This is a genomic window from Azospirillum sp. B506 (assembly GCF_000333595.1).
Lineage (GTDB): Bacteria > Pseudomonadota > Alphaproteobacteria > Azospirillales > Azospirillaceae > Azospirillum.
The window spans coordinates 1-14,268 of record NZ_BADK01000186.1 but is presented as its reverse complement, the minus strand read 5'-3'; the positions used below and the strand labels follow the sequence as shown (position 1 = coordinate 14,268).

15 protein-coding genes are annotated in these 14,268 nt (G+C 64.6%); 10 read left to right on the top strand and 5 right to left on the bottom strand.

Annotated elements, in window-relative coordinates; translation table 11 throughout:
* Positions 1 to 669, top strand: a 669-nt coding sequence (locus I71_RS39545) for an amino acid ABC transporter ATP-binding protein (RefSeq protein WP_307188971.1), incomplete at its 5' end; no start/stop codon positions are given.
* Positions 588 to 1,130 carry a hypothetical protein gene (locus tag I71_RS06345; protein ID WP_042692526.1) on the top strand — a complete coding sequence of 181 codons (543 nt, stop codon included), beginning with the start codon at positions 588 to 590 and terminating at the stop codon, positions 1,128 to 1,130. The genes I71_RS39545 and I71_RS06345, both read left to right, overlap by 82 nt.
* Before the next feature lie 54 nt (positions 1,131 to 1,184).
* Here the strand turns inward: I71_RS06345 and I71_RS06340 are convergent, their stop codons facing one another.
* Positions 1,185 to 2,207 carry a glycosyltransferase family 2 protein gene (locus tag I71_RS06340; protein ID WP_042692533.1) on the bottom strand — a complete coding sequence of 341 codons (1,023 nt, stop codon included), beginning with the start codon at positions 2,205 to 2,207 and terminating at the stop codon, positions 1,185 to 1,187.
* A 308-nt stretch (positions 2,208 to 2,515) separates the two neighbouring features.
* Between I71_RS06340 and I71_RS37160 the strand changes: the two genes are divergently transcribed.
* The 8 genes from I71_RS37160 (at position 2,516) to I71_RS06300 (ending at position 9,930) form a co-directional block, all read left to right on the top strand.
* Positions 2,516 to 3,283, top strand: a complete 768-nt coding sequence (locus tag I71_RS37160) for a glycosyltransferase family A protein (RefSeq protein WP_042692522.1) — start codon at positions 2,516 to 2,518, stop codon at positions 3,281 to 3,283.
* A gap of 68 nt (positions 3,284 to 3,351) precedes the next feature.
* Positions 3,352 to 4,173, top strand: coding sequence for an alpha-1,2-fucosyltransferase (locus I71_RS06330; RefSeq protein ID WP_042692519.1), 822 nt, complete (start codon positions 3,352 to 3,354; stop codon positions 4,171 to 4,173).
* Between the two features lie 38 nt (positions 4,174 to 4,211).
* The gene (locus I71_RS35655; protein ID WP_083897009.1) at positions 4,212 to 5,195 is read left to right on the top strand and encodes a WavE lipopolysaccharide synthesis family protein; all 984 of its coding nucleotides are present in this window, start codon (positions 4,212 to 4,214) and stop codon (positions 5,193 to 5,195) included.
* Positions 5,196 to 5,384: 189 nt separating this feature from the next.
* Positions 5,385 to 6,026 (top strand): hypothetical protein, encoded by a 642-nt coding sequence (locus I71_RS06320; protein WP_049975956.1) that lies wholly within the window; start codon positions 5,385 to 5,387, stop codon positions 6,024 to 6,026.
* On the top strand, positions 6,016 to 6,654 hold the full coding sequence (locus tag I71_RS06315; RefSeq protein WP_042692514.1) for an HAD family phosphatase: 639 nt from the start codon (positions 6,016 to 6,018) through the stop codon (positions 6,652 to 6,654). The genes I71_RS06320 and I71_RS06315 overlap by 11 nt, the downstream gene beginning before the upstream one ends.
* On the top strand, positions 6,651 to 8,147 hold the full coding sequence (locus I71_RS06310) for a glycosyltransferase family 2 protein (RefSeq protein WP_042692510.1): 1,497 nt from the start codon (positions 6,651 to 6,653) through the stop codon (positions 8,145 to 8,147). The genes I71_RS06315 and I71_RS06310 overlap by 4 nt, the downstream gene beginning before the upstream one ends.
* The gene (locus tag I71_RS06305; RefSeq protein ID WP_042692507.1) at positions 8,144 to 8,869 is read left to right on the top strand and encodes a hypothetical protein; all 726 of its coding nucleotides are present in this window, start codon (positions 8,144 to 8,146) and stop codon (positions 8,867 to 8,869) included. The genes I71_RS06310 and I71_RS06305 overlap by 4 nt, the downstream gene beginning before the upstream one ends.
* Positions 8,870 to 9,015: 146 nt before the next feature.
* Positions 9,016 to 9,930, top strand: coding sequence for a hypothetical protein (locus I71_RS06300; protein ID WP_042692502.1), 915 nt, complete (start codon positions 9,016 to 9,018; stop codon positions 9,928 to 9,930).
* A 9-nt stretch (positions 9,931 to 9,939) separates the two neighbouring features.
* Here I71_RS06300 and I71_RS06295 read toward each other — a convergent pair whose 3' ends face one another.
* From I71_RS06295 to I71_RS06280, 4 genes are all read right to left on the bottom strand, one after another.
* A complete protein-coding gene (locus I71_RS06295; RefSeq protein WP_042692498.1) occupies positions 9,940 to 10,908 on the bottom strand; it encodes a lysylphosphatidylglycerol synthase transmembrane domain-containing protein in 969 nt (322 codons plus the stop codon).
* A 131-nt stretch (positions 10,909 to 11,039) separates the two neighbouring features.
* Entirely contained in the window at positions 11,040 to 11,816 is a 777-nt protein-coding gene (locus tag I71_RS06290) for a trans-aconitate 2-methyltransferase (RefSeq protein WP_042692496.1), read from the bottom strand.
* On the bottom strand, positions 11,813 to 12,724 hold the full coding sequence (locus I71_RS06285) for a bifunctional 2-polyprenyl-6-hydroxyphenol methylase/3-demethylubiquinol 3-O-methyltransferase UbiG (protein WP_244433676.1): 912 nt from the start codon (positions 12,722 to 12,724) through the stop codon (positions 11,813 to 11,815). Before I71_RS06285 ends, I71_RS06290 begins: the two co-directional genes overlap by 4 nt.
* 30 nt (positions 12,725 to 12,754) lie before the next feature.
* The gene (locus tag I71_RS06280) at positions 12,755 to 13,960 is read right to left on the bottom strand and encodes a glycosyltransferase family 4 protein (RefSeq protein WP_042692489.1); all 1,206 of its coding nucleotides are present in this window, start codon (positions 13,958 to 13,960) and stop codon (positions 12,755 to 12,757) included.
* Between the last annotated feature and the right edge of the window lie 308 nt (positions 13,961 to 14,268).

Genomic DNA, 14,268 nt, shown 5'->3' with positions numbered 1-14,268 from the left:
GATGTGCAGGCAGGGGGCCGTGGCATCGCGGCCCGTTCCGCCGCCCGGCCGATCATCTCCATCCGCGGTCTGGGCAAGATGTATGGCAGCTTCTGCGCCCTGTCCGGCATCGACCTCGATGTCGCGGAAGGCGAGGTGGTCGTGCTGCTCGGCCCGTCGGGTTCGGGCAAATCGACCCTGATCCGCTGCATCAACCTGCTGGAGACCTACGAATCCGGGACCGTGCGGGTCGACGATGTCGCCGTCCAGCCCGGTCCCAACCTGGCGGCCGTCCGCAGCGAGGTCGGAATGGTGTTCCAGAGCTTCAACCTGTTTCCCCACATGACCGTGCTGCGCAACGTCGCGCTGGCGCCGATCCGGGTGCGCAAGCTGGCGCCGAAGGCCGCGGAAGACCGGGCGATGGACCTGCTGAACCGTGTCGGCATCGCCGAACAGGCCGGGCGCTCGCCATCGGCCATGGCGCCGGCACCGACGCCTTCTGGCGGCACTGGAGCGTCGCCGGCCTCAACCGCATGGTGGCGGAGCGCGACGCGGCGGCGGAACGCTGCATCGCAACCCATCTGCACGCCATCCGCAAGCCGGACGGGATGGACTGGAGCCAGCCGCTGGTCTGCCCCTCCGCCTCGCCACGCGACATCGCGCCCTTCCTCCAGGCCGCCTACGATCTGAAGGCCGGCTTCGTGCAGGCGATCCTGGCCGACGCCGCGAACCGGCCGGAGCGGGGGACGCTGGCGACGCTGCTGCAGGCGGGCAAGCTGGATGAGGCATCGGCCCGGCTGCGGCTGGAAGCGGTGCCGCGCGACGGCGGGCTGCTCGGCTCGCTCGACCGCTTCACGCAGCTTCCCTCCGGCTCGCTGGCGGCACTCGGCTGGGCGGTCGATGCGGCGGTGCCGGCCCCGGCGGCCTTCGTCCTGCTGGGGGTGGGCGACCGCATCGTCGCGACCGCCCCGACCGGCGGTGCGCGGCCCGACGTTGCCGCCGTGCTGAAGGATGGGCGGATGGCCGACAGCGGCTTCGCCCTGCCGGTTCCACCCGAGCTGGCCGGCCAGCGGGTGCGGCTGTTCGTCCTGGGCCACGACGGCGGGCTGAAGGAACTGACGCCGCCCGGCGGGGTGGCGGCGACGCCCTGATGCGAAAAGGCCCCGCGCCGGGAACGGTGCGGGGCCTTTCGCTGAGTGGGCCGATCAGTCGCGGAGGCTGCGGTCCGGCGGCGGCGGCTCGTCGAAGTTCAGCATGGTCTTGATGGAATAGTGGCTCTTGCCCTGGCTCTCGAAATAGATGCGGACCAGCAGCTCGGCCAGCAGTCCCATCAGGATGCACATCACGCCGGTGACCAGCCCCATCGTCACCAGGAGCGGCAGCGGCGTCAGGATGAAGGAGATGCCGTCGACCAGCTTCAGGTAGATGGCATAGATGCCGGCCAGCACCGACAGCCCCATGAACATCAGGCCGGCGAAGCCGAAGATGTAGATCGGCTTGGTCTCGTACTGGGTCAGGAACTTCACGACGACGAGATCGAGCACGACCTTCAGCACCCGCTCCAGACCGTATTTCGACTGGCCGTGGCGGCGCGGGTGGTGGCGCACCGGCATCTCGGTCAGCCTCGCCCCCTGCCAGCGGGCGTAGATCGGCACAAAGCGGTGCATCTCGCCATAGAGCCGGTAGCCCTGCAGCATCTGCCGCCGGTAGGCCTTCAGCGTGCAGCCGTAATCGTTCAGCTTCACACCGGAGATGGTGGAGATCAGCTTGTTGGCCATCCGGCTCGGCAGCGTGCGCAGCAGGAAGCCGTCCTGCCGGTCGGCGCGCCAGCCCGACACCACGTCGTAGCCCTCGTCCAGCTTGGCGAGCAGGCCGGCGATGTCCTGCGGGTCGTTCTGCAGGTCGCCGTCCATCGGCACGATGACGTCTCCGCGGGCATGGTCGATGCCGGCCATCATCGCCGCGGTCTGGCCGACGTTGCGGCGGAAATTGATGACGCGGATGCGGGGGTCGGACGCCACACGCTGCAGCTCCGCCTCCGTCCCATCGGTGGAGCCGTCATTGACGAAGATGACCTCGAAGCTCCGCCCCAGCCCGTCGAGCGCCGGGATCAGCCGGCCGCACAGGGGAGCGATGTTGTCCTCCTCGTTGTAGACCGGGATCAGGACCGAGACGGAAACCGTGCCCATGTCCGTGGTGGCGGATCCAGGGGTAAGCAGGAGGGTCATCGAACGGGTCCGGAGGCTGCTGGTCATCAGTGGGGGCGATGCCGGGCCATGGTATGGCCGCTGGATCCGGCAAGCGCAACGGCTAATTGGGCGCATGATCGGGTCAAGGACCGGGCGATGACATGCGGCGACGGCTTGCCGCGACACCGCCTCCCTTGCAGCGTCTTGCCAAGGTCCATGCCACTGTGGGATGACGTGCGGACGAAAGGCGGGGCAATGCGAGCAGCCGGGCGGATGCCCGCCGGCGGTCGTCTGCCGGCCGGCCGTTCAGCCCGATACCTCCCCCGACCGGAACCGGCCCGCATCCGATGAAACTCTCCCTCGTCATCCCATGCACCCACCGGGACATCGTTCTGGTTCCGGATCTGCTGGAGGCCTATGCGCAGGGCACCGAACTGCCGGATCAGGTCATCGTCTCGGTCAGCAACGCGCATCTGGCGGATGGGGCCGTGCTGGCGCGGATCGCCGCCATCGGCGTCACCCGCTTCCCCGAGATGCTCATTCTCAAACACCACAGGCGCATGTTCCACGGACCGAACCGCCAGGCGGCCTCGGAACGGGCGATCCATGAGCTGATCTGCTACCAGGATGCCGACGACACCCCGCACCCGCAGCGCATCCAGATCGTCAAGCGCCTGTTCCAGCAGTACGACATCATGCACCTGAACCACACCTGCTGCCGGGCGGGGACGGCCTTCCAGCAGGTTCACGGCGCCCTCCAGTTCACGATCTGGCAGCAGAACGCCATCGCCGCCAGCTGCTTCCCACAGGGCCGGCTGCGCGACTGCGTCCAGGTGCAGCAATCGTACGGCGCCTTCACCGAACGCCCGGTTCATGCCGGACAGCCGGTGATCCGGAAAGAGGTTCTGACACAGGTCCGCTGGAAGGATTGGGGCGAACTGGCCTTCGGCATCGCCGAGGATTACGAGTTCAGCATGGAATGCGTCTATGTCTGGCGCAAATCGATGATCGTCGACATCCCGCTGATCCGCTACAGCCCCTTCGCCGGCCGCGAGACGATGGAGGAGATGCTGGGGCTGGTCCCGGATGGCCAGCCGACCTCCTCCCCCGGCTGACACTGTCCTTCGCTCCTCCCGGCAAAAGCCTTCCATGCACACGCCTTCCAAGCAAAAGCGGACAGTCGATGATTATTGCGGATCTGATCGGCGGCCTGGGAAACCAGATGTTCATCTATGCCGCCGCCCGGGCCGCGGCCTTGCGCCATGATGTGCCGCTGAAGTTCAACATCGCCGGCTTCGCCGGCCAGAGCTTGCGCCGGTACGCGCTGTCGGACCTGAACTTGCGCGAGGATTTCTGCACGGTGGAGGAGCTGACCCGGATTCTGGCCGCCGGCCGGATCTATCGGGATGGCAATCCCTATGGCTTCGACAGGACCATGCTCGCCCTGCCGCCGCCCCTGTACCTGCACGGCTATTTTCAGAGTTTCCGCTATTTCGAGGAAATCGCCGACGTCATCCGCTCCGACTTCTCCGTCCGCGCAGCGCCGGGGCGACAGGATGAGACGGTGCTTTCGATGATTGCCGACACGAATGCGGTCTGCCTGCACATACGGCGCAGCGACTATGTCTCCAACCCGTCCGCCCTGCAGCATCACGGGGTCTGTCCGCTCGCCTATTACGAGGGCGCGTTCAACCATCTGCAGAGCCGGGTCGGCCCGGTGACTCTGTTCGTCTTCTCCGACGACATCTATTGGGCACAGGCGAACCTGAAACTGGATGCGCCCACCATCTTCGTCGGCCACAACACCCTCGACCAGGGCCATCAGGACCTGCGGTTGATGAGTGCCTGCCGGCATTTCATCATCGCCAACAGCAGCTTTTCGTGGTGGGGAGCCTGGCTTGGCCAATGCCCGGAAAAGCTGGTCTATGCGCCGGCGAAATGGCTTGCCGCCCCCATCGATACCAAGGACCTTCTCCCAGGCGATTGGACAAAAGTCAGGTATTGATCCGTCATCGATACCGAAAATCCTTATGAGACCAAATCATGGAAAACCCAGCAGAATCCAACGGCAATTCCACGGGAAGTTTCCTGACGCATCACAGTCGCCCGATCCGTTCGGATGATGTTCTCTGCACTCCCTCATTCGAAAAAGACATTGCCATCGTCATGCAAGGCCCGGTGGTAAATGAGGATGATTTTACCTATGAAACGATCAAGCTGTACAGGAAGAGCTTTCCAAACGCCAAGATCGTTCTCTCGACTTGGGAGGGAGAGGTCAGAAGCAATCTGGTAAGGATTGCCGATCTTGGAGTTGTCGTTCTCGTCAATAGAAAGCCTGCCTATCCCGGCATTGCCAACGTCAACATGCAGCTGGTATCGACGATGAGCGGCCTGACCTGGGCGGCCGACCAGGGCTGTTCCTTCTGCTTGAAGACCAGAACCGACATGAGGATATACGACAGCAAGGCGTTGACATACTTTATCAACCTTCTGTCTGTATTTCCGGTTGTTGGAGACAATTCCTCCCAGAAAAACAGAATCATTTTTCTCAGTGCCAACACCAGAAAATACAGAATCTACAGCACAAGCGATCTGACCGTATTCGGGTCAACCGATGACATGCTAAAATATTGGAATCCACCGGAGGAAGCGCCTGGAAATCCTATAATACCAGAGGATTGTCCAATAAAATTTTGGAGCCAGTTTCGCTATGCGGAAGCAAGGTTCTTCTCTTATTATATGGAGAAAATTGGCTATGAGCTGGATTTCTCCATAGCGCAGTATTGGAAATTCCTTGCCGAGCGATTCATCGTGGTCGACACGAGTTCGGTCGATGCGTTTTGGAGAAAATATGACTTCCATCTTGAAAACAGATACAAGAATTACGGTGCGGAGAGAAATTCCCACATCCTCTCGTTCCATGACTGGCTGAACCTGTACGCTTCGCGAGACAACCTCCCACGTCCCGACGAGAGAATACAAATGATGCCCTGGAATTCCCTGATCCCGCAGGATTATCTCCTTTAAAAAAGGAATGCCGGGACCAGCAAGGCGCCCTCCGGTGCAGTGCGGAAGGCCGGTTCGGAACGATCCTCCGCAGGCACAAACGCTGCTTGTCGGGGTCGCCGGGTTTGTGCCAAACAGGGGAACGTCCACCATCACCCTTGAGGTAAAGGGCCACCTGCCGGTGAATGGGGCGCTCAATGGAATGATGTCATGATCGCTATCCTGGCGCATCGCGGTTTCTGGATCGAGCCGGCGGAAAAGAACAGCCGGACGGCTTTGGCCAGAGCCTTTTCCAATGGCTTCGGAATCGAAACCGACATCCGCGACCATGACGGGCTCCTGGTCGTCAGCCACGATCCGCCCGTCGGTCCGGACCTGATGACGCTGGACGAGTTGCTGGCCCTGTACCGCCGGCACGGGGCGCCGGGGACATTGGCCCTCAACATCAAGGCCGACGGCCTGCAGACCGCCCTGCTCGACGCATTGTCCCGCCATGGGGTGAGCGACTATTTCGTGTTCGACATGGCAGTGCCGGACGGCATTCTTTATTTGCGGCTCGGCGCGGTGTCATACACCCGGCAGAGCGAATATGAGCGCGATCCGTCCTTCTATGACAAGGCGGCCGGCATCTGGCTGGATGCCTTCGAACAGGACTGGATCGACGGGGCTGCGGTCCAGGTGCATCTGGCGGCAGGCAAGCGGGTCGCCCTGGTCTCGCCAGAGCTGCACGGGCGTCCCCATGAAAAAGTGTGGGAACGCTGGAAATCCGTCGCCGCAGGGGCTGCCCCCGGTTCTCTTGCCCTCTGCACCGATTTTCCGGACAAAGCGCGTGAGTTCTTCGATGCCGAGTGAAATCAAGGCCATCCTTTATGACATGGATGGCGTGCTGATCGACGCCAAGGATTGGCATTACGAGGCGTTGAATGCCGCGCTTGCGCTGTTCGGTATGGAAATCGCGCGCGACGAGCATCTCGTGCTCTATGACGGCCTCCCGACCCGGCGCAAGCTGGAAATGCTGAGCGCGAGCCGGCGACTGCCGGTGCGGCTTCATGGCTTCATCAATGAGTTGAAACAGCGGCGCACCATCGAGTTGGCCTATTCGCGCTGCCGCCCGATCTTCCATCACCAATATGCCTTGTCGCGCCTTCAATCCGAAGGATACCGGCAGGCCGCCTGTTCCAACTCGATCAGGAACACGGTTGCGGTGATGCTCGGCCAGGCGGCGCTGCTGCCCTATTTTGAATTCTACCTGTCGAACGAGGACGTCACCCACGCCAAGCCGGATCCGGAAATCTACCTGACCGCGATGACGCGCCTTGGCCTCAGCCCCGAGGAATGCCTGATCATCGAGGACAACGACCATGGCATCCGCGCGGCCAAGGCCAGCGGCGCCCACGTCATGGAGGTCGGCGATGTGCATGACGTCACCTACGACCGCATCCGCCGGCACATCGCCCGTGCCCAGGGAGAGACGCCGTGAACATCCTGATCCCGCTTGCGGCCCTCGATCGCTATTTTTCCGCTGACGAGTTCCATTTTCCCAAGCCGCTGATCGAGGTCGACGGCCGGCCGATGATCGAACGGGTGGTGGAACCCTATCGCAGCTGGTTCCCGCAAGCCCGATTCATCTTCATCGTCAAGGATGAGGATTGCCGGAATTTCAACCTCAACGACGTGCTGCGGCAAATCGCCGGAGCGCAGGCGATCGTCATCCCGCTGCGGACGCTGACCCAGGGGGCCGCCTGCTCCTGCCTGATGGCGATCGAGCACATCGAGACCGATGAGGAGCTGATCATCGCCAATGGCGACCAGGTCATCGAATCCGATGTGGCCGCCATCGTGGAGCGCTTTCGCCGGCAGCATCTCGATGCCGCGGTGATCTCCTTCGATTCCGTCCATCCCCGCTATTCCTACATCCGCACGGACGAGGACGGGCTTGTGGTGGAAGCGGCGGAAAAGCGCGTCATCAGCCGCTGTGCCATCGCGGGATTCTATTATTTTTCCAGCGGCCGCCTGTTCGTCGAAGCGGCCATGGCGTCGATCCGGCACGATGCGCAGATCGATGGGGCTTTCTACATCGCCCCCACCCTGAACGAACTGGTGCTGATCGGCCGGAAGGTCGGGCACTGCACCATTTCCACCGACAAGTACCACAGCTTCTACGCCCCGAAGCTGATTCCCCAATATGAGCGGTTGCTGCAGGGGCGGCGGCTTGCCAGTGCGTCGGTATCCCCCAAGGGCCTCAATGTGCTGATCCCGATGGCGGGTCGCGGCAGCCGGTTCGCCAATGTCGGTTACGGCAAGCCCAAGCCCTTCATCGACGTCGACGGCTGCACGATGATCGAGCGGGTGCTCGACAATCTGGCGCTTCCCGATGCGCGCTACATCCTTTTGGGGCGGCAGGAGCATTTCAAGGCGGAACCGGAGATCGCCGCGCGGCTGGCATCGCGGCCCGACGTCGTGCTGTGCCCGGTGGACCGGGAGACGGAAGGAACGGCCTGCACCGTCCTGCTCGCCCGCAAACTGATCGACACCGACCAGCCGCTGCTGATCGCCAATTGCGACCAGCTGGTGGATTTCGATTGCCAGGCCTACATCGCCGATGCCGAGCGCCGTGACCTGGACGGCTCCATCCTGGTCTTCCGGGACAAGGACCGCGACCCGAAATGGTCCTTTGCCCGGCTGGGCGGGGCCGGTCTGGTCGAGGAGGTGCGGGAAAAGGTGGCGATCTCGGACCTGGCGACCGTGGGAATCTACCATTTCAAGCAGGGACGGCTCTTCATCGATTCGGCAATCGACATGATTGCGCGCAACGACCGGACCAATGGCGAGTTCTATACCTGTCCGGTTTACAATTACGCCATCGCCAACGGCGCAAGGATCGGCGTGTACGAAATCGCCGCCGGCACCATGCATGGTCTTGGCACGCCGGAGGATCTGCAGCGCTATCTGGGCCGGATGGCTCCGTCGTGAATGTCATCGTGCCGCTGGCCGGCCCCGATTTCATTCATCCCCGTTTCGGGATCCGCCCCCTGGTCGAGGTCGAAAACGAACCTTTGGTCAGGCGGGCGATCACCAGCCGGCCATGGTGGATCGACGGTACGGCCGGCCCATCGGATCTCGTGTTCGTCATGCGTGACCTTCCGGAGGCCCGGACGGTCGAAGAACGGCTGAGGGACTGGTTTCCCGGCGCGCGCTTCTCGCGGCTGTCCGACCTGACCGGCGGTGCGCTGCTGTCGGCTCTGGCTGGAACCGCCCTGCTGTCCCGGCCATCGGCGCCGGTCTGTGTCGATCTGGTCGATATCCTTTATGAGTGCGCAACGCCCCTGTCCGGGCTGTTCGCCGACGCTTCCATCGGCGGCATCCTGCCTTGCTTCCAGTCGGATGAGGCCTGCTACAGCTATGCCGAGATCGGCATGGACGGAACGGTGGTGCGGACCGCCGAGAAGCAGGTGATCTCCTCCCACGCTTCGGCCGGGAGCTATCTGTTCCGCGATTCCCCGGTCTTCCTGCGCGCCTGTGCCCATTCGCTGGAGCATGCGGACAGTCTTGCATACCGCGGAGCGCTGTTCGTCTGCCCGGCAATGAACGGCGTGATCGCGCAAGGCCTGCGCGTCCTTCCGGCGGAGGTCCAGAACCTTCGCCCCATCAGCAAGAGTTTTGCGGAAACGGACAGGGCTGCTCCCGGCTCTTGAGACAACGGCTTTTTCCAGGGGGCTTTTTCCAGGGGGCCTTTCCCGGGGGGCTTTTCGGAAGCATCGCCGGAAGCTGTTGACCCCGCTGGCAAGCCACCGCCGCATCGCCTGTCAGACCCTGAAATTTCGGGAAAAGGAGACTTCCAATGGAAAACGGCCACAGCGCGCAAGCAGCATCGATCGAATATCATGACTTCCTGAGAAATTTCCGGGAAAAGATCGATGCCGTCTCGAAGCGGATCGACAGCAAAAGCCAGATGCCTCTATGGGAGAAATTTTCCATAGATCTTCATGAATTGTCGAAGTCCCGCGACATGCGGCAGTTTCTCCACTTTTCTCCGATCACTGCATCGATGGTCGTTGGGGAAACAGATTATATTCTGAAAGAATACAACTATCTGAAGAATATTCCGGAATGGGAAAGCCGCTGGGTGCCGGCGCTGCGGGAAAATATTTTCGGCATGCCTATTCCTTCGTCCTACTACCCATCTTCGAGCAACAATCTGATCCATCACGCCTATCATGTGGCGAAATTCGAATCCGCCACGGGAAAGCGCTTCGATGAAATGGACATCATCTTTGAATTCGGTGGTGGATACGGCAGCTTCTGCCGCCTCGCCCGCAACCTCGGGTTCCGTGGGCGCTACATCATCTTCGATCTGCCCGCGTTCAGCGCGCTCCAGCAATTCTTCCTGCAGTCCATCGGCCTCAAGGCGACCGACAACCTGAATGAACTCAAAGACGACACCACCCTGTGCTGCTCCGATCTTCCGACGTTGAAGCCGTTTCTTTCGGAGCAGATCGCCCGGAACGCGGAGCGCAGCGCCTTTGTCGCCACCTGGTCGTTCAGCGAGTCCCCCCTGACCGTAAGAGAGGAATTCGAGCCGCTCCTGCCGGGCTTCAATCACTTCCTTATTGCGTATCAGAAGAACTTCTTCGGGTTCGACAATGCGGCATACTTCAATCGCATTGAATCCATGATCGGAAACGCCTCATGGAAGACGGAGGAAACGGTGAACAGCGATAATTTCTACAAGTTCGGCAGCGTGAGCAAAGCATAGCCCTGACATCTATGCCCGCTGCTCCCGCAGGACCGTCAGGTCGATGACGGCGCCCAGCAGGGCGACCATCACCTGGAAGGCGAGGATGCCGAAGCCCAGCGCCAGCGACTGGGCGTGCGGCACCCCGACCAGATCGAGCAGCCCGACCAGCGAGGCCTCGCGCAGGCCGATGCCGGCGACGGTGACCGGCATCAGCACGATCACCGACATCAGCCCGATCACAGCGCTCCACACCGAAAAGGGCTGGTCGATGCCGACAGCCAGCCCCAGGGACTGGCTGCCGGCGACCGCCGCCACCTGCACCGCGATGCCGACGGCGACCGACAGCAAGGCCCGCCCCGGCCGGCGCGTCTGATCGCGCCAAGCCTTCAGGAAGCGGCGCAACGGGCCGAGGAGCCAGGCCTCGCGCTTCGGCCCGGCGCGCCAGCCCAGCAGGGCCAGAAGGAGCGCGCGCGCCGGCGCCCAGGCCAGCAAGGCGGTCGCCGCGACCAGCCCTGCCAGCACCAGCCCCACCGCCACCAGCAACCCGTCGCCGAAGCGTGCCGACTGCACCGCCAACCCTCCACCGGTCAGCAGCAGCAGCCCGGCGATGCCCGTGACCTTGTCGAAGGCCACCGCCGAGACGATGCGGCCGCCATCCTCCCGGCCCGGCCGCCCGTCCATCCCCCTTCTGTGCCCTTCATCCCGGCTGAGCCGGTAGGCCTTCACCGCCTCCCCCGCCAGCTGACCCGGCAGCACCAGCGCATAGAGCTGGGCCACCAGCGTGTAGGCGAGCAGACGGCCCGCCCGCAGCTCCGGCAGCAGCACCCGCAGCTTCAGCGCGTTCAGCCCATGCATCAGGAAGAACAGCAGGCCGGCGAGCCCCATCAGCCCGGGCGACGCCACCGCCAGCACCCGCCCGACCTCCGCCACATCGACCCGCCACAGCAGCAGGGCGACCAGCAGCGCGCTGACCAGGGCTTTCAGGCGGGGGCGCATTTAAAGATGCCTTTTCATGAAGTCATGAAGTGATGTGATGGGCTATCGGTGAGAAGGTCGCCGGGCGCCTTTTCCCGCCCCGTCCCCAGCCGCCGCGGAAAGGGGCAAGGTGGGAAGTGCCGCCCCTGCGCTCACGATCCCGGCCGGCGCGCCAGCACGTAGATGTAATCGCCATGCGACCAGGAGTTCAGGCGGAACAGGTGGTACAGCGCCTCGGCGATGACCCGGCGGCCGGGGCCATAGTCGCCTTCCGTGCCCTGGCCGCTGGCAGCCCCCAGGACGTTGCGGTAGAGCGGCGAGAAGAAGGGGAAGCCCCATTCCACCACCCGCTCGATCTCCAGACCGACCGACCTGATCTTGGCCTGCAGCTCGCCGCGGGCATAGTTGCGGTGGTGGCCGACGGTGCGCTCGAAATCGCGCATCCGCCCCTGCAGGGTGGAGACCAGCAGATAGCGGCCGGTCATGGCGGCAAGGTTGCGCAGCGCCGCCACGTCGTCCTCGATATGCTCGACCACGTCGGTGCAGACCACCAGATCGAAGCGGCGGTCGAGATGGCCGGCGGCGACGTCGAGCAGGCCGAACTCGGCGTTCGGCGCCCGGCGGCGGGCGACGTCGATGGCCTTGGCGGCGAAATCGAGGCCGGTGTAGCTGGCCTGCGGCTTCAGCGGCATCAGCGTGGCGAGCAGCGAACCCTGGCCACAGCCGACATCGAGCAGGCTGTCGTAGTCCAGCGGGCGCACCATCTCGGTGACGATGCGGCGCAGATGCCGGCCGGTCGGGCCGTATTTGCGCATGTCGTTCCAGCGCCGCTCCCAGCTGTCATCGTAATCGACGCCGCCGGGATGGTCGGCCGCCGCCGCCGCCAGGGGAGTGTCCAGGGGGGCGGACTTGAATGCGTCGTCGCTCATGCGGGCCTCCGGCGCAGGATGAATTCGTTGCAGCCCGTCGGCACGCGCGGCGGACGGACCTCCAGCATGTCGAAGCCGAGCGCGTCCATCCGCGCCCTTACCTCGTCGGCACTGGCATACTCATAGGGGTAGCCGCCGAGCCAGTCGGTCACGTCCACCCAGAATTCCATGCCGCGCTCCTTGCGCAGCGGGTTGGCCCCGGTGATCGCCCAGGTCGCCAGGAACATCAGCGAGCCCAGCGTCCAGTCCCAGACCTTCCGCAGGAAGCCAGGCGACAGGTTGTAGACGATCTTGATCAGGGTCCAGACCGGCGAGGTCCAGTGGCGGTTGTAGAGCGCCAGCACGAAGATGCCGCCGGGCGCCACCAGCGGGGCCACCGTCTCGATCGCCGGCCACATGGAGCCGGTGTGGTGCAGCGAGCCCCAGGCATAGACCACGTCGAAGCGGCCGAGCGAGCCGACGAAGCCGTTGTCCAGCGCCGAGCCGCGGCGGAACTCGATGCGGTCGGCCAGCTCGGGCGCGAAGCGGCCCAGGTTGCGGCGTGCCACCTCGACCCCGGTGGGGTTGACGTCGAACCCCAGCGCGCGGGCGACGCCCAGCTTGCCGGCGGCGATGGTGAACAGGCCGGAGCCGGAGCCGACGTCACAGAAGCTGGCGTCCTTCAGGCGGTCGGTGCCGACCAGCCCCTTCAGGCTGTCGATGGCCGCCACCAGCCGCGGCTCGTCCAGCACCGTGCGCGAGTAATGGTCCCAGTTCTCGCCGAAATCGAAGGCCAGGGCGGATGTTCCGGCCGGGGTCCCGCCATCCGCTGTCTTCACCGGTTCCACCACGCTGTCCGATCCCCTGCTGCCCGATCCGCTCTGCCGCGCCGCCATACGCTCCCGAAAGCCGCCGGATGTCAACAGCACGCCAAGCGATGCCTCCTCAATCCGCCCCTCTCAATCCACTGGGGCCGACCGGACCCGTCCCTTCGGGGCGCGGCCGGCAAGCGCAAGGTCGCGGTAGGCGGCGGCAACGGCGCGCCAGGAAAAATGCGCGACCACCCGGCGGCGGCCGCCCTCGCCCAGGCGGCGGCGCAGGGCCGGGTCTTCGGCCAACCGCGTCAATGCCGCGGCAAGCGCCGGCGTATCGTCGGCGTCCAGCATCAGGCCGGTCTCCTCCTCCACCACCAGATCGCGGTTGCCGGCGATGCGGGTGGCGACCACGGGCAGACCGGCGGCCATCGCCTCCAGAACCACGTTCGGCATGCCCTCGTCGCGCGACGGGAAGACGAAGACATCGGCGGCCCGATACGCGGCGGGAAGCTCGTCGCGCCCGAGCCAGCCGCGGAACGCCACCCGCTCCGACAGGCCGAGCCGGGCAGCCTGCGCCTCCAGCTCCGGCCGGGCGGGGCCGTCGCCGACGATGGTCAGGGCGATGCGGCCACGCGTCCCGGAGGGCAGCGATGCGAGCGCCTCGAACAGCATGTCCAGCCCCTTCTGCCGCACCACCCGGCCGACGAACAGCAGCGACAGGCAGCCGTCGTCCTCCCCCGCATCACCGTGCGAGGGAATGCCGCCGGGGGGGGAGAAGCGTGCGGCATCGACACCGTTGGGGATGATGGCGATGGGCTGGTCCGGGGCGAAGCGGCGGGCGAGATCGGCCAGCCCCTCGCTGTTGGCGACGACCGCCGAGGAGCGGCGCCACAGCCAGCCGATCGCCGGCCCGGCCAGCCGGTGGTAGAGCGAGATGCCGTCATACTGGAAACCCGGCACGTCGCCGCCGCGCAGGCTGACCACATAGGGCACGCCGGACAGCGCCTTCACCATCCAGGCCGCCGGGCCGCAGGGCAGGCCGAAATAGGCGATGGTGGCATGCGCGCGCCAGCGGACGGCGATCCAGGGCGCCATAACCAGCGAACTGGCAAGGAAGGCCAGCATCTCCATCACCGAACTGCGGTCGCGCCGCCGCCGCAGGGTGGGAATGCGGCGGATCTCCACTCCGTCGGCCCGGCGCTCAACCCGCGGCAGGCCGCCGAAGGCGGAGGTCAGCACCAGAACCTCCTCACCGAGGGCGGCCAGTTCGCGCGCGGTGTTGTCGGTGGCGTTCGCCGCCCCGCCGCCCAGCGGCGGAAATTCGTAATTGATCAGCAGAAACCGCGCCATGCCGCCCGCCACGCTCCCCGTTCGACGAGCGCCATTGATGCGGAGGCGGGGAGGGCGATGCAACAGACATCACGCGGAAGGAAACGGTTCACGGGGAAAATCGCAGGGACCGTTCCCAAGGGCCGTTCCCAGGGGCCGTGCTTTGCAGGAGCGGCCATCTTCATGCTACTGATCCCGCCGTCCCCCACCCGAAGCGCCGCGGCCTCCATGAACATCGAACAAGCCTTCACGACGGCGGTCGGCCTCCAGAAAGCCGGCCTTTCCGAAGAGGCCGGGCGGCTGTATGCACAGATCGCCGCCCATGATCC

Excerpts from the sequence above, each read along its gene's own strand:
- I71_RS06345 (WP_042692526.1), top strand. The coding sequence starts at position 588 with ATGGACTGGAGCCAGCCGCTGGTCTGCCCCTCCGCCTCGCCACGCGAC.
- I71_RS06340 (WP_042692533.1), bottom strand. The coding sequence starts at position 2,207 with ATGACCCTCCTGCTTACCCCTGGATCCGCCACCACGGACATGGGCACG.
- I71_RS37160 (WP_042692522.1), top strand. The coding sequence starts at position 2,516 with ATGAAACTCTCCCTCGTCATCCCATGCACCCACCGGGACATCGTTCTG.
- I71_RS06330 (WP_042692519.1), top strand. The coding sequence starts at position 3,352 with ATGATTATTGCGGATCTGATCGGCGGCCTGGGAAACCAGATGTTCATC.
- I71_RS35655 (WP_083897009.1), top strand. The coding sequence starts at position 4,212 with ATGGAAAACCCAGCAGAATCCAACGGCAATTCCACGGGAAGTTTCCTG.
- I71_RS06320 (WP_049975956.1), top strand. The coding sequence starts at position 5,385 with ATGATCGCTATCCTGGCGCATCGCGGTTTCTGGATCGAGCCGGCGGAA.
- I71_RS06315 (WP_042692514.1), top strand. The coding sequence starts at position 6,016 with ATGCCGAGTGAAATCAAGGCCATCCTTTATGACATGGATGGCGTGCTG.
- I71_RS06300 (WP_042692502.1), top strand. The coding sequence starts at position 9,016 with ATGGAAAACGGCCACAGCGCGCAAGCAGCATCGATCGAATATCATGAC.
- I71_RS06295 (WP_042692498.1), bottom strand. The coding sequence starts at position 10,908 with ATGCGCCCCCGCCTGAAAGCCCTGGTCAGCGCGCTGCTGGTCGCCCTG.
- I71_RS06290 (WP_042692496.1), bottom strand. The coding sequence starts at position 11,816 with ATGAGCGACGACGCATTCAAGTCCGCCCCCCTGGACACTCCCCTGGCG.
- I71_RS06280 (WP_042692489.1), bottom strand. The coding sequence starts at position 13,960 with ATGGCGCGGTTTCTGCTGATCAATTACGAATTTCCGCCGCTGGGCGGC.